This window comes from Dialister hominis, from assembly GCF_007164725.1.
In the GTDB taxonomy this organism is placed as follows: Bacteria; Bacillota; Negativicutes; order Veillonellales; family Dialisteraceae; genus Dialister; species Dialister hominis.
Map to the genome: position 1 here is coordinate 1,666,671 of NZ_AP019697.1, position 12,844 is coordinate 1,679,514.

The window sequence follows — 12,844 nt, forward strand, 5'->3', positions numbered from 1 at the left end:
CTGGAAGCGTAAAAGCGCCCATATTCTCAGCACTTCCAGGTTTGTGTTCAAATGCGCACTTTTCCGCATCAGCAGCAGATAAAGACACAATAAGGGCATCTATTTTTCATAACGATAATCTTTCCAGAAGATTAGTCACACTGAAAAGATAAAATCCCATTTTAGCCTGTATTTATCAGGGGTTTGAGGCTTTTTACCAACACGTTTTGTCCACCCTTTAAGAATTACTGAAAATCTTAAAATGCCGATGGAGCCCGATAAACGCGGGGCTCATCGACTATAAAAACAACACGAAATGTCCTATAAGCCACGTTTTGTCAGATTGTTAACCCGCATTCTTCTTTTGCAGCTTATAAAGAACTTCTATAAATGCGATAGCCTGTTTCTATACTTTCTGCAAACATTTCCCACTAAAAAGAGACCTCCCGAAGGAAGTCTCTTTTAATTTCACTGCTGCCAGGTTCTGTATTAGAACTTGTAGTTGAGGGATACGGTCCAAGCATCCTTATCATTCATATCAGCGTTATCAGCGCTAACGTCGAATGCATATTCACCATGGAGGAATACGTTCTTCTGGAGGGTTACATCAGCCATTGCATTCCAGAATGTTACGTTGGTTGCATCATGCTTTGTCAGATACTTCAGAGCATCAGTCTGGAGGCCTGTGCCGCCGAAGTATACGCCTTCGTCAACATCGTTGTAAGCTACATCGATAGCGAAGGAGCCCGGTTTCTTCAGGTTCAGTTTGCCATAGCCGATACCTGCGTTCCAAGCAGTATCATTGCCGTTTTCATAGGTGGTGTTCTTCCAGTATTCACCGAATACGCGGAAGTCCTGAACCGGAATGGTCAGGTTTGCGCCCATCAGTTCATAGCCGGCAACTGTATCAGCTTCCTTGTCACCTGTGAACTTAATGTAGTCAACGCCGAGTTTAGCAACGTTCAGGTCAGCTGCGCCGCGTGCATAGAATGCATCCTGATCTTCAACGCCTTCATCATAGTCAGAGGTGTTGAAGCGGCCATAACCAGCGGTCAGGTCAACTTTCTGTCCTGCATGGAATGTTACCTGAGCAGCATCAGCGCCAAAGGTATCACCATACAGCCAGCCGCCCTGGTCACCAAATGCTACCGGCTGACGGCCGAGACGAACGGTTGCAACGCTTCCGAAGTCATGGTTTGCAAACAGCTGATCAAACTGTACATCAGAATCATCTTCACTTTCTTTCTGTACATCAGAATCATCTTCACTTTCTTTGAAGTCCATGGTTGCGTTCAGGCGGCCCTGAACGTAAGTGGAGTCATTGACCTGACCCTTTACGTTGATTCTCATACGGCCGTTCCAGGAGTCATCGCCAGTTGCGTTGTTCTGGTAACGCATACGAGCATCGCCGGACCAGTAAATGTTGCCGACCTTCTTTTCAAGGTTGGATACGCGAACGCCCAGGTTTGCGAGTTCGTCAGCATATTCGCCAGCGAGTTTGTCCAGGGTTGCTCTCTGTTCAGCGTTCAGCTGATCTTCCTTAGCGAGCATGCGGGCAATGATCTGAGCCATTTCATAACGGGTGATGTTTCTTTCGCCCTTGAAGGTGCCATCCGGATAACCTTCAACGACGCCCTGTTCGGACAGGTCTTCAACTGCCTGATAAGCCCAGTCGTTCGGGGTTACATCAGAGAATGGATTTGCAGCGTATGCGGATACGCCAGCTGTGAGTGCTGCTACTGCAGCAATTGCGAGAACCTTTTTCATGTTTCATCGCTCCTTTAATAGAAAATATAGAGAATTATGCGTGCCTCTATTTTTCCTCGGAGGAGCTCCGACTAGGACCTTGCGCGAGTGACCGTGTTTCCTCTGCTGTCTTTCATCTTTGCTTTTCCAAGGGACATGACCTTGAGGCTTCCTTCATGTCTGTGGTTAGTTTAACACGGACGCAAAGTTAAATCAAGTTTAAACTATTGATAAACCTTTATGATATGCATGAGACTTTTGGTTATTTGTAAAACATTCGACAGAATCAGTTTTATACTGAGTTATCACAATCATTCCCATTAACTCCCGCATGACCGACTATAAGTCATTTCATACATTTTTATATTTTTGACTATCAGTCATATATGAGCGGCGCGCCGGCCTTGAGAGAATATAGATAAGTTTTATGAACTCATGGGTGTCGATATCGAAATAAAAGAAGGACTGTCAAAATGTGCAGGCATTTCGACAGTCCTTAGTGAGAGTTATTTGATTGAGAGAATTAGAACCATACAACCTCGCTGCGCTCGAAGGAAATGAACCTCCTCAGGCGACTCCGTCGCCAGCTCCCCCTACGGGGCGAGCTCTGACCCCCTTAAACCGAACTTCGTTCGAGAAAAGGAAAAAGCAACATTTTAGCGGATTTCTACAGCTCCTTTTGCCTATATATTCCTTTATCCTTATTTCCTCAGTCGATGATCTCGAATTCTGCTTTGCTGCCTTTTTCGGCAGGTGTGACGCGCAGTCGTGCGTCTATGCGTTCTTCGAGTTCTGGGACGTGGGAGATGATGCCTACCATGCGGCCTGTGTTCTGGAGGTCGATGAGTGTATTCATGGCGCTGTTCAGGGAGTCGGGGTCGAGGGTACCGAAGCCTTCGTCGATGAACATGGTATCAAGACGGACGCCGCCCTGTCTGGACTGGACGACGTCGGCAAGGCCAAGGGCCAGGGACAGGGATGCCAGGAAGGTTTCGCCGCCGGAAAGTGTATTGGCCGGGCGGGAACGTCCTGTGAAGCTGTCGGAGACTTCAAGCGACAGTCCGCCCTTCCCCAGTCCGCTTTCGTCTGTCATGCGGTGGAGGGAGTATCTCCTCCTGCTCATGGAGAGAAGACGGAGGTTCGCAGCATTGGCTACGTCGTCAAGGAGTGTGCCAAGGACGTATCTTTCCAGGGTGATCCTTGTCTTCTTTCCGCTTGTGAGGTCATAAAGGCCTCTTATAAGGCCTTCCTCCTTGCGGAGGTCTTCCAGTTCCTTCTCGATGGCTCTGGCGTCTGAAACGGCCTTTTGGAGCGTTTCTGTGCGTTCCTTGAGAGCGGCTGCCCTTTCGGAGGCTTTTTTGAGCTGATCCTGCAGTGCTTTGGATTTTTCATTCAGCTCCAGCATGTCAGGACGCTCCTTCCCTGCAGTCTCCTGCTCTTCTGCTTTGATCCGTTCTTCTGTGCTCTTTCTGTCTGCGCGGTACTGTTCCAGTGTCTTACGGACGCTTTCTTCCGTGTCCTTCTTCTTGTACCATTCCTTGCATTCGTCGAGACTCTGGAAGCCGGCCTTATCGGAAGCTTCCTTCAGGACGGATTCTGTTTCCCTGTATTTCTTCACGAGCTCTTCTCTGCGCTCTTCGGCATTCCTGCATGCGGCCTGGCTGGCAGAGAGGTCGGCTCCTGCTTTCCTCAGCTGGACGGCCGCCGTTTCCTTGTCCTGTTCCCACTTTCTGATATCCGTCAGAAGGCGCGTGCTTTCCATTTCAAGAAATTTAGGATCCCTGTATGCTTCAGGAATTTCCTCAAGCGTCTTCATCTGGGCATCGGCCTTCGCGTGATCGCTCATGGCTTTCGCATAGGCGCCTGTGCTGTGCTTTTCCTTGGTATCATTGGCTCTGTCATAAGCGGCTGATGCTCTTTCATATTCCTTCTGCGCACGTTCGACGTCTTCTGCCTTTGCTACATTGTCTCCGCCGCGGGCCGGGGCCGGATGGTGGATGGCGCCGCAGACGGGGCATGGCACGCCGTCTTCGAGTCTTTCCGCCAGAAGGAATGCCTGTCCGTCGATATAGGATTTCCTGACAGCATCTGCCTTTTCCTTCTGCGCATCCCTTGCCTTCCTTGCCGCTTCGGCAGAAGCCTGGAGGCGCTTCGTTTCCTCTTCTGCTCTGGATAATGCGTTTTGTGCGTTTTTAAGCGCCTGGACGGCTGCCCCGTACAACTTTGCCTTGGGCACCAGGTCCTGCATTTTAAGGGCTGTTTTACGCTCTTCTTCGCGTTTTTCTTTCATGGCGTCCAGCTCCTGGATGCGTTTTTCAAGCGTTTCATTCAGCCTTGCATACGTTTCCATATCCGCTTTGGCTGTCTTGAGTTTCTGTGCCTCCTGCCTGCCTTCCCGGGTGATGCCATCCAGCTGGTCGAAGTAAGGCGCAAGCTCCCGTGCGCTCCGGATCAGGGAAAGGGATGCTTCCATTTCCTTCATGCGTCCTTCTTCATTCTTGAGGGCTGCATCCTGCTTCAATGCTTTATCAAGCTCGGTGAAATGGCCCATCAGGGCAGTTTTCTTCTGGTAGACTTCACGGAATTCATTGCTTTCCTTTTCCTGCTTCCGGGTCGTCTCCACCGCCTCCTGCAGTGATTTCTCTGCTTCTTCTACGATCGAGGCGAGCTGCTTTTCGTCTGCGGCGCCGGCGGTGCTGAGAATCTGGTCTTCTCTTGTCTGCTTTTCCATTTTCTCACGGACTTTTGCATCGAGCCTGTCTTTCAGCCTGTCCTTGAATTCCGAGAAACGCTGTGTCTTGAAGAGCTGCTTCAGGATGGCTTCTCTTTCATCGGCCTTTGCCACGAGGAGTTTTCTGAAATCGCCCTGCGGAAGGAGGATGACCTGGCAGAACTGGTCGGCATTGAGCCCGATGAGTTTCCCTGCGGCTTCTTCAATGCCTGTGCGCAATGTATTGATTTCCTTGCCGTCTTCCAGTTCGGAAAGGGACGCCTGCATGGCAGCCAGTGTCTGTCCGCTGCCGCGTTTCTTATCAACCATCTGCGCCGGGCTTCTCGTTGCGCGGTATGTCTTATCCCCCAGCATGAAATCGAAAATGACTTCTGTCCTTTCCGAGGAGTCGGCATAGTCGCTTCTCATTTTCTCGCCTGTCCGGTCGCCGCTTGTCTTGCCGTAAAGGGCATAGCACATGGCATCCAGGATCGTCGTCTTCCCGGCTCCGGTCGGGCCGCAGATCAGGAAGAGATGGCGTCCCTGCAGTTTTTCGAAGTCGATGACGGTCTCGCCCGCATAGGGACCGAAGGCACGCATCGTCAGTTTCAAAGGTTTCATTTTGCGTTTTCCTTCCTGTATACCTCTTCCCAGACTTCCTGAGAAAGCTTTTCTTCTTCTTCTGTCAGTTCCTGCTCACGGAAATGGCTGACGAAGGCGCGGAAAATGTCTTCGTCGCTCATAGATTCGAGGCGGATCCTTCTTTCGCCGTCATCGTCCTTGTATCCCATGTCCTGCTCGACGCCAAGGGCATTCGGGTACTTCTCGCGAAGCTTTGGCATGGCGTCGATGACAGGTTCGGAGTCGGTCAATACGATCTGCAGGTAGTCTTCCGAGCCTTCCTTAGCCATGATGTCTGCAAAAGAACCCTGGATTTCGCGTACCTGATGGAGGGGCAGCATTTCGCGGAACGTGGTGGAAACATTTCCTTCTCCGTCAATCGTCCCTACGATGATGCCCTTCTTCTGACGCACTTCGTCGAAGGAGTAGCGCATGAGGCTTCCGCTGTACTGGATCTTCTCGGAATCCCTCTTCGTCTTCTGCGGACGGTGGAGGTGGCCGAGTGCGGTGTAGTCGTAAGGCGCAAAGACTTCATCAGGAATCTGGTCATAGCCGCCAATCGAGATCGGTCTTTCCGATTCCGACGACATGCCGCCTGCTGCATAGACGTGGGCAAGGGCAATTTTCCTCATGCCTTTACCTTCATCGGGAAGGAGGGAGAGCATGCGGGAGGAGAGGATTTTTTCTGCTTCCTCATACGTCTTCACTTTTTCTGCCTCTTCCATGCCAAGCTTATTCATCATGACGCGCACGCGGGCGGGTTCAGAATACGGCATCGGAAGGAATGCAACGAGACCCCATTCATCCTTCAGGATGACGGGAGAGAGCCTGTCGAGCGGCCCGAAGATGTAGAGCCCCTGCGAGCGGAGAAGACGGCTTGCCACGGCGAGGCGCTCGGCGCTGTCGTGGTTCCCGCTGATGACGATGAAGGGAATCCCTCTCTTTCCGACGATTTCCTCAGTCATGCGGTCAAAGAGCTCGACGGCATCTTCCGGAGGAAATGAGCGGTCATAGACGTCCCCGGCCAGAAGGATCACGTCCGGCTTTTCTTCGTCGACGATGGGCAGGAAACGGTTTTCCAGGAGCCATGCCTGATCTTCTGTCATAGAGTGTTCCTTCAGAAGCTTCCCCAGGTGCCAGTCGGCTGTGTGAATGAATTTCATGCGTCCTCCTTCCGAAGGCTTCTCAAAAGCGCAATTTCACGCTTGTAGCCTTCCAGATCATTCGGTGTTTCAAGGTAGAAGGGAAGATTTCTGAGAAGCGGATGATTGATGATCCTTTCCATCCCTTCGAGACCGATTGTCCCTTCGCCGATTTTTTCATGGCGGTCCTTGTGGCTTCCCATCGGATTCTTGTCGTCATTCAGGTGAATAGCCTTCAGGCGGGAAAGCCCGATGACTTCATCGAAATGGGCGAGAACGCCGTCGGTATCTCCTGCGATGTCGTAGCCGCCGTCATAGACGTGGCAGGTATCAAGGCACACGCCCATGCGGTCCTTGCGCTCAACCTTGTCGATAATCGCGGCCAGCTCCTCAAACGTGCGTCCGACTTCCGTCCCCTTCCCTGCCATCGTTTCAAGCAGGACAAATGGCGGCAGCTCTTCCTGATCCATGGCGTAATTCAGCATGTCTGCAATCATGGGAATCGCAACTTCTGCGCCCTGCTTCAGGTGGGAGCCCGGATGGAAATTGTAAAGGCAGTTCGGCAGGTGCGCCGCTTTGGCCAGGTCCTCACGAAGCGCCGTGCGGGCAAACTCACGCACCGACTCCTTCGTCGAGCAGCCGTTCATCGTGTAAGCCCCATGGCAGAGAATCGGCCCGAAATCATGCTCCTGCATCCACGCCTTCAAAGCCAGCGCATCCGCTTCCTTCACAGGAGCAGACTGGCTTCCGCGCGGGTTTCGCGGGAAGAACTGAAACGTATTTCCGCCGATCGAAGTGGCTGTCTTCCCCATGGAAAGATACCCGCCCGTGACGGATAAATGGCATCCAAGTATAAACATAAAGTCCTTCTTTCTATTTAAATCCATTCCAATAATCAATTCCCTTTCATTATAGCATGAGGAAATTTTTGGACGGAGGGAGGGGGGAAGATGGAAAGCGTGAGAAAAGATGGGAAAACCGGACAACCAGCCTGCGGCTGAGAAAAACATGATAAAACCATACAAGGAGGAAAAACCATACGACCTCGCGCTGCTCGATAGAAGACCGGACGACCTCGCTTCGCTCGTGGAGAGGGGGTGCGGATATTTTTTTGGACCATTCTGGTAGTACTTACATTATCCCTAAGCTTTCTCTGTATTCTACTGGACTCATGCCGCCCAAGGTAATTTTAATTCGGTCTTCATTATACCAATGAAGATAATCGTCTAGGTAAGCTATGAATTCTTTAATGGATACACCTATCCAGCTTCTATTATAGAACATTTCGTTTTTTACTCTTCCAAAGACACCTTCACAAGCAGCATTATCCGGCGAGCACCCTTTTTTCGACATGGATCTTGTCCAGCCGAATTTCTTCATCAAGGCGATCCATCCAGGCCATTGGTAATGTATACCGCGGTCTGAATGAACGATAGGATGCTTGTCATCGCCCAGGGCCTCTCTCGCTTTTACCAGCATGGTATTGACCAGTTTGGCATTCGGCGACGTGCCGATCGTCCATGCGACAATCTTGCCGTCAAAGACGTCAGTTATAGCTGACAGGTATACTTTCCCTGCAGATATGTGGAATTCCGTAATATCTGTGAGAAGCAGCTTTCCTAATTCGTCGGCATGAAAATTCCTGTTAACGAGATTAGGGGCAGGTGAAATTTCTCCTTTGTAGGAGCTATACTTTTTAGCTTTTTTGCGGTATGGAACCAGATGATCCTCTTTCATAAAGCGGCGGACGAGCTTCTCAGAAAGAATTTTCCCATCTTTTCTGAGCGCTAACCAGATTCTCCGGTAACCATAAACCGACCGGTTCTTCTTAAATTTGTCTTTGATGGTTTCGCGTATTTCCGCATATTTATCTCCCGCCTTCATAGCGGATTTCTGGTAGAAATATGAGGCTTTAGCCATATTTAGCACCGTCAGCAGTTTCTTCAGGGGATACTTGCTGCGGCTCAGAAGGGCATCAATCACGATGGCTTTTTCCCGATTGGTCAGTGTTTTTAGACTGATGCCCTCTTCTTTTTTTATTGTTTCTGCAGCTATCTCGAGGGCTTCGTACTCGATCCGTTTAATAAGAGTCTGCTCGCCAAGCTCCTTATACTCTTTCGCAAGTGTCTGGCACTTTTCATCAAGAGACTTCGTCTTCTCTCCCAGTGACTGATTGGCTTTCAGCAATGCTTTATTCTCTTTGCGGAGGTTTTCCATATTTCTAAGCAGTACTTGCATTTCTTCTTTTAAAGATTCAATCGTTACTTCCGAGTCCTTTTTAGACATTGTTGCCAGCCTCCTTTGGAACAATTCCTCGAGGAAGCCTAAGTCCTTGTAGATAGCGTTAGAGGCTATCTCAATTTCTTCGAATGGATTCTCCTGAATCAGTGGACTGCTTCCCGTCTGTCGATCTTGCCCCCATTTTACAGGGTTCTGGTCAGCTTGCCAATGATCGTTTTCGTTAAGGTTGTATTTCTCAACCCATATTTTCAATCTCTGCGTGCTGCTGGGATAGCCTATTTCCCTGATGGTGCGCCGCAGATCGCCGCAATTTACGAAGTATTTGACGGCTAATGTTTTTTGTTTGAGAGAATATCCGTCATCAAATCCGTCTACTTCGTGAATCTCTCTGGAGAACTTGAATTCCCGGCACCATTGACGCAACACTTTTATGTCGTGAGGATAGCCGAGCGTTCTCATAATGCCTTTGAGCCCCATGCCCGAATCGACGTGCAGTTTGACTGCCTTTAAGCGCTCTTCATGCGAATACATAAATTGACCTCCTGACACCTCTGTCAATTGGTCCAACTTTTTGTCCGCGTCCCCAGATGAACCTCCTCAGGCGCATGCGCGCCAGCTCCCCCTACGGGGCGAGCTCTGACACCCTTAAACCGAACTTCGTTCGATGAAAACCATACAACCTCGCTGCGCTCGGGAACTGCACTCCTTTCTGTCACTTCGTGAGCGTATGCGTCATCCTTGTTCCGAGGCAGGTTTTTTCGATTCTGATGGATATTATTGAACGAACACCTTACCGTTTTCATTTACGGTTCGTATTTAAATCACTACTGATAACATAGGTAAGCGCCGGTGCGGAAGGTTTTGACCTGCCCCAGCGGGGAAGGCGTCCAGCCAATCTTTTCATAAATTTAAGACAAATCAGATTTGAATTTTTTTATTTCTCATCGCCGAGCTTCCCCCTACGGAGGGAAGTGCCCGAAGGGCAATAGGGGTGCAGTTTCTAAAATCGGGGTGTAGTATTCATTGATTTTTATAAAAAGGTTCCACGAGCGAAGCGAGGTTTGCTTGTTTTCCAAGTTCGCGCTCCGCCGCGGTTGTACGGTTTCTTTATAAGAGCTCTCTTTTATAGATGCTTTTTTAAAATAAAGCGTACCTTGGCATTTCCTGCGCTGCGGCGAAGGCGTACCTTGGCTTTTTCGCTGATGGCGAGCGCGCCAAAAAACAGGATGCATGAATGGATCATGCATCCTGTCTGTATTTCCGCTATAACTTATCCTAAGAAGCCTCTGAGTTTCTGGGCTGCCATGACTCTCTGGAGTGCGAGCATGTAGGAGGCGAGGCGGTAGGTGACGTGGTATTTTTCTTTGAGGGCGTAGACGCCTTCGTATGCTTCTCTCATCTTTTTCTGGAGACGGGCGTTGTATTCGTCTTCGGTCCAGTAGTAGCCTGTGCGGTTCTGGACCCATTCGAAATAGGAGCCTACGACGCCGCCGACGTTGCTCATGACGTCCGGGAGGACTTCGATGCCGTGTTCTTCGAAGTATTTGTCTGCTGTTTCATCGGTCGGGCCGTTTGCGCCTTCGAGGATGAGTTTTGCTTTTACTTTTTCCATGGTGGATGCGTTCAGCTGGTTTTCCATAGCTGCTGCGAAGATGACGTCGACGTCCTGGGCGAAGAGTTCGCTGTCAGGGATGAAGGATGCGCCTTCTTCTGTGTAGCCTTTGAGGGATCTGCCGTGGCTGTTGGCATAAACGTACATGGCTTCGATGTCGAGGCCATTCGGGTTCTTCCATGTGCCATTGATATCGCCTACAGCGATGATCTTGACGCCTTCTTTATGCATGAGGAGGGAGCCTACGGAGCCAACGTTGCCGAAGCCCTGTACGACCATGGTGAGGTCTTTCATTTCTCTATGGTTCTTTTCGCACCAGGTCTCGAGTGTGAAGAGAAGGCCGCGGCCGGTAGCTTCGTTTCTGCCGAGGGATCCGCCGACTTCGAGTGGTTTGCCTGTGACGACGCCTGGCTGCCATTTGCCGGAGAGGGCTGCGTATTCGTCAGCGATCCATGCCATGATCTGGCCGTTGGTATTGACGTCTGGTGCCGGTACGTCCTGGTCTGGTCCGATGATTGGATAAATGCGGCGTACGTACATGCGTGTCAGTCTTTCGAGTTCACGCTTTGACAGTTTATGCGGGTCGACTTTGATGCCGCCTTTAGCACCGCCGTAAGGAATGTTGCCGATGGCGTTCTTGATTGTCATCCATGCAGCAAGGGCTTTGACTTCGTTTTCATCGGACTGCGGATGGAAACGGATGCCGCCTTTTGCTGCGCCGCGTGCGGTGGAGTGCTGTACGCGGTAGCCGGAGAATACTTCTACATGGCCGTCATCCATGGTGACCGGGATGCTGACTGTCAGCTCGCGTTCCGGATAACGGACGAATTCATAATCATTTCTCGGGCAGCCGAGTACTTCTGCTGCCTTATCCAATACATGAAGCATATTTTCATACGGATTGTAACCTGCCATGATCAAGCCTCCAAGAAGAAATGGGATACGAATTCCAATAAGTGGACTCTATATCCTGAAACTTATGGCTTTACTATACCACCTTTCTTCCTGTTTGAGAAGATAATTGCATACATAAATGAGTATTCAGCATAGGTTATATTTTAAGTCATGCTTTATTTGCCAAACAAATGAAGAGGGGAAATGGGGATTAGAACCGTACGATCTCGCTTCGCTCGTGGTAATCAACCCTATCCACCGCGAAAGGAATATGCTTTACTTATTACTGCACCCCTTTCGGCGCATGCGCGCCACTTCCCCCGAAGGAGGCAGCTTCGCAGAGAATAAAGAAAAGATTTTAAATCTGATTTGTTTTTGCCCTTTCGTACCCCATCCCCTACCATACTCCCTTCCCCGTCTGGGAAGGCGAGTTTAATGCACTCCACCCGAAGAGAAGCTGGATTTTGCTAATTACTGTTCCCCATTTCCTGCATCAAAAAACGGCGCCGAAGCACCGTTGATGATTTTATTTCCCTTATCCTTTTACATCAGGCCTTTGACCAATACGAAGAGGATGAGGAGCGGGAGTACGTAGCAGAAGTAGGGACGGATCCAGCGGGGCATTTTCATGCCTGTGCCGGTGTTGACTTCTTCTAAGTACTTGTCAAAGCCCCAGCCGTACTTGGATACGCAGAAGAGGGCGAAGATGATGGAGCCGAGCGGAAGGATAAGGCCGCTGACGAGGAAGTCTTCCATGTCGAGGATGCCTTTTCCTGCGATCTGCACGTCGGACCATACGTTGAAGCCGAGTGCACAGGGAATGCTGCCCAGGAATACGAAGGGCAGAAGGATGAGGACTGTCTTCTTTCTGCTCCAGCCGAAGTCGTCCATGCAGTTGCCGATGAGGCTTTCGAAGACGGCGGTGACGGTGGAGAAGCTGGCGAATGTCATGAAGACGAAGAAGAGGGATCCCCAGAATTGTCCGAAGGACATGTTGATGAATACGTTTGGCAGTGTAACGAAGATGAGGGACGGGCCTTCGGATGGTTCTACGCCGAATGCAGAGCATGCCGGGAAGATGATGAGGCCTGCCATCAGGGCTACGAATGTGTCAAGCGCGGTGATTCTGACTGCTTCGCCGCCCAGGGTGTTGTTGCGGCTCATGTAGCTGGCGAAGATTTCCATGGAGCCCTGGCCGACGGAGAGTGTGAAGAATGCCTGGTTCATGGCAGCAGCTGCCACGTTTCCAATGCCTGCTTCGACGGCGCGGTTCCAGTCAGGAAGAAGGTAGAATTCGACGCCTTTGGCGCTTCCCGGAAGGAGAAGGCTGTTTACGGCGAGGATAACTATGAGGCCCAGGAGGCCGAGCATCATGACTTTCGTGACTTTTTCAAGGCTCTTGGCAACGCCGCCTGCGCAGACGGCAAAGCCGACGAGGACGTTCAGGCCCATGAAGAATATGAGTTCATAAGGATCAGCGACCATGGCATCGAAGGTGGCTGCAACTTTCTCAGGCCCCATGCCATTGAAGGATCCGTTCAGGAATTTCCAGAAGTAGTCGACCATCCAGCCGGATACGACGGTGTAGTAAATCATGAGGACGAAGCTGCCCAGAAGGCAGATCCACCCGTGCCAGTGCCATTTGCTGCCTTTCGGCTCCAGTGTCTTGAAGCCCATCATGGCGCTCTTGTGGCTGGCGCGTCCGACGGCCAATTCCATCGTGACGACAGGTATCCCCAGTATTAAAAGGAATAACAGGTAAAACAATACGAACACGGCCCCGCCGTACTCCCCGGTGATGTACGGGAATTTCCATACGTTCCCGATGCCGATGGCGCATCCGGCGCTGACCAGAATAAATCCCAGGCGGGATTTGAAACTGTCTCTTTCTTCCATTCT

Annotated in this window: 8 protein-coding genes; 1 reads left to right on the plus strand and 7 read right to left on the minus strand. The window is 50.6% G+C overall.

Annotated features, from left to right (window positions below; genetic code table 11):
* Nucleotides 1-468: 468 nt before the first annotated feature.
* The 4 genes from Dia5BBH33_RS07735 to Dia5BBH33_RS07750 form a co-directional block, all read right to left on the minus strand.
* Nucleotides 469-1,746: an S-layer homology domain-containing protein gene (locus Dia5BBH33_RS07735; RefSeq protein WP_143332678.1), complete on the minus strand. Its 1,278-nt coding sequence runs from the start codon at nucleotides 1,744-1,746 to the stop codon at nucleotides 469-471.
* 688 nt (nucleotides 1,747-2,434) lie between these two features.
* Nucleotides 2,435-5,056, minus strand: a complete 2,622-nt coding sequence (locus Dia5BBH33_RS07740) for an AAA family ATPase (protein WP_143332679.1) — start codon at nucleotides 5,054-5,056, stop codon at nucleotides 2,435-2,437.
* Complete coding sequence (locus tag Dia5BBH33_RS07745) at nucleotides 5,053-6,219, minus strand: exonuclease SbcCD subunit D (RefSeq protein ID WP_143332680.1); 1,167 nt, start codon at nucleotides 6,217-6,219, stop codon at nucleotides 5,053-5,055. Before Dia5BBH33_RS07745 ends, Dia5BBH33_RS07740 begins: the two co-directional genes overlap by 4 nt.
* Entirely contained in the window at nucleotides 6,216-7,058 is an 843-nt protein-coding gene (locus Dia5BBH33_RS07750; RefSeq protein ID WP_108850676.1) for a deoxyribonuclease IV, read from the minus strand. The genes Dia5BBH33_RS07745 and Dia5BBH33_RS07750 overlap by 4 nt, the downstream gene beginning before the upstream one ends.
* Nucleotides 7,059-7,167: 109 nt before the next feature.
* Here Dia5BBH33_RS07750 and Dia5BBH33_RS11060 point away from each other — a divergent pair, with 109 nt between their 5' ends.
* Nucleotides 7,168-7,326: a hypothetical protein gene (locus Dia5BBH33_RS11060; protein WP_162501778.1), complete on the plus strand. Its 159-nt coding sequence runs from the start codon at nucleotides 7,168-7,170 to the stop codon at nucleotides 7,324-7,326.
* Between the two features lie 3 nt (nucleotides 7,327-7,329).
* Here Dia5BBH33_RS11060 and Dia5BBH33_RS07755 read toward each other — a convergent pair whose 3' ends face one another.
* The 3 genes from Dia5BBH33_RS07755 to Dia5BBH33_RS07765 all read right to left on the minus strand — a co-directional run bounded on the left by Dia5BBH33_RS07755 (nucleotide 7,330) and on the right by Dia5BBH33_RS07765 (nucleotide 12,841).
* A complete protein-coding gene (locus Dia5BBH33_RS07755) occupies nucleotides 7,330-8,970 on the minus strand; it encodes an IS3 family transposase (RefSeq protein WP_108850122.1) in 1,641 nt (546 codons plus the stop codon).
* Between the two features lie 739 nt (nucleotides 8,971-9,709).
* The gene (locus tag Dia5BBH33_RS07760) at nucleotides 9,710-10,966 is read right to left on the minus strand and encodes a Glu/Leu/Phe/Val family dehydrogenase (protein WP_143332681.1); all 1,257 of its coding nucleotides are present in this window, start codon (nucleotides 10,964-10,966) and stop codon (nucleotides 9,710-9,712) included.
* Nucleotides 10,967-11,488: 522 nt separating this feature from the next.
* Nucleotides 11,489-12,841, minus strand: coding sequence for a sodium-dependent transporter (locus tag Dia5BBH33_RS07765; protein ID WP_022383252.1), 1,353 nt, complete (start codon nucleotides 12,839-12,841; stop codon nucleotides 11,489-11,491).
* Between the last annotated feature and the right edge of the window lie 3 nt (nucleotides 12,842-12,844).